Below are 273 nucleotides of genomic sequence, written 5' to 3'. Positions count from 1 at the left end.
ACGCGGGCGCCGCCCGCGAGCAGGGCATGGGTGAGGCCGCCGGGACCGGGTCCGACCTCCACGACGGTCGCGCCCTCCAGCGGCCCGGAGGCCCTGGCGATGCGGCTCGTCAGGTTAAGGTCGAGCAGGAAGTTCTGGCCGAGCGCCTTCTTCGCCATCAGCCCGTGGCGGGCGATCACCTCGCGCAGTGGGGGAAGGTCGTCGATGGCGCTCAAGAGGTCGCCTTGCGCGCTGCGAGCCGCCCGGCGAGGGCAATCGCCTGGATCATGCTGG

At 72.5% G+C, this 273-nt stretch carries 1 protein-coding gene; it reads right to left on the bottom strand.

Annotation, left to right across the window (positions count from 1 at the left end):
- Nucleotides 1–215, bottom strand: a 215-nt coding sequence (locus AC0MA3_RS26520; RefSeq protein ID WP_474658350.1) for an rRNA adenine N-6-methyltransferase family protein, incomplete at its 3' end; no start/stop codon positions are given.
- Between the last annotated feature and the right edge of the window lie 58 nt (nucleotides 216–273).

It is taken from the genome of Paenibacillus sp. LS-5 (assembly GCF_056121505.1).
This window is presented reverse-complemented; position numbering and strand designations above follow the sequence as displayed.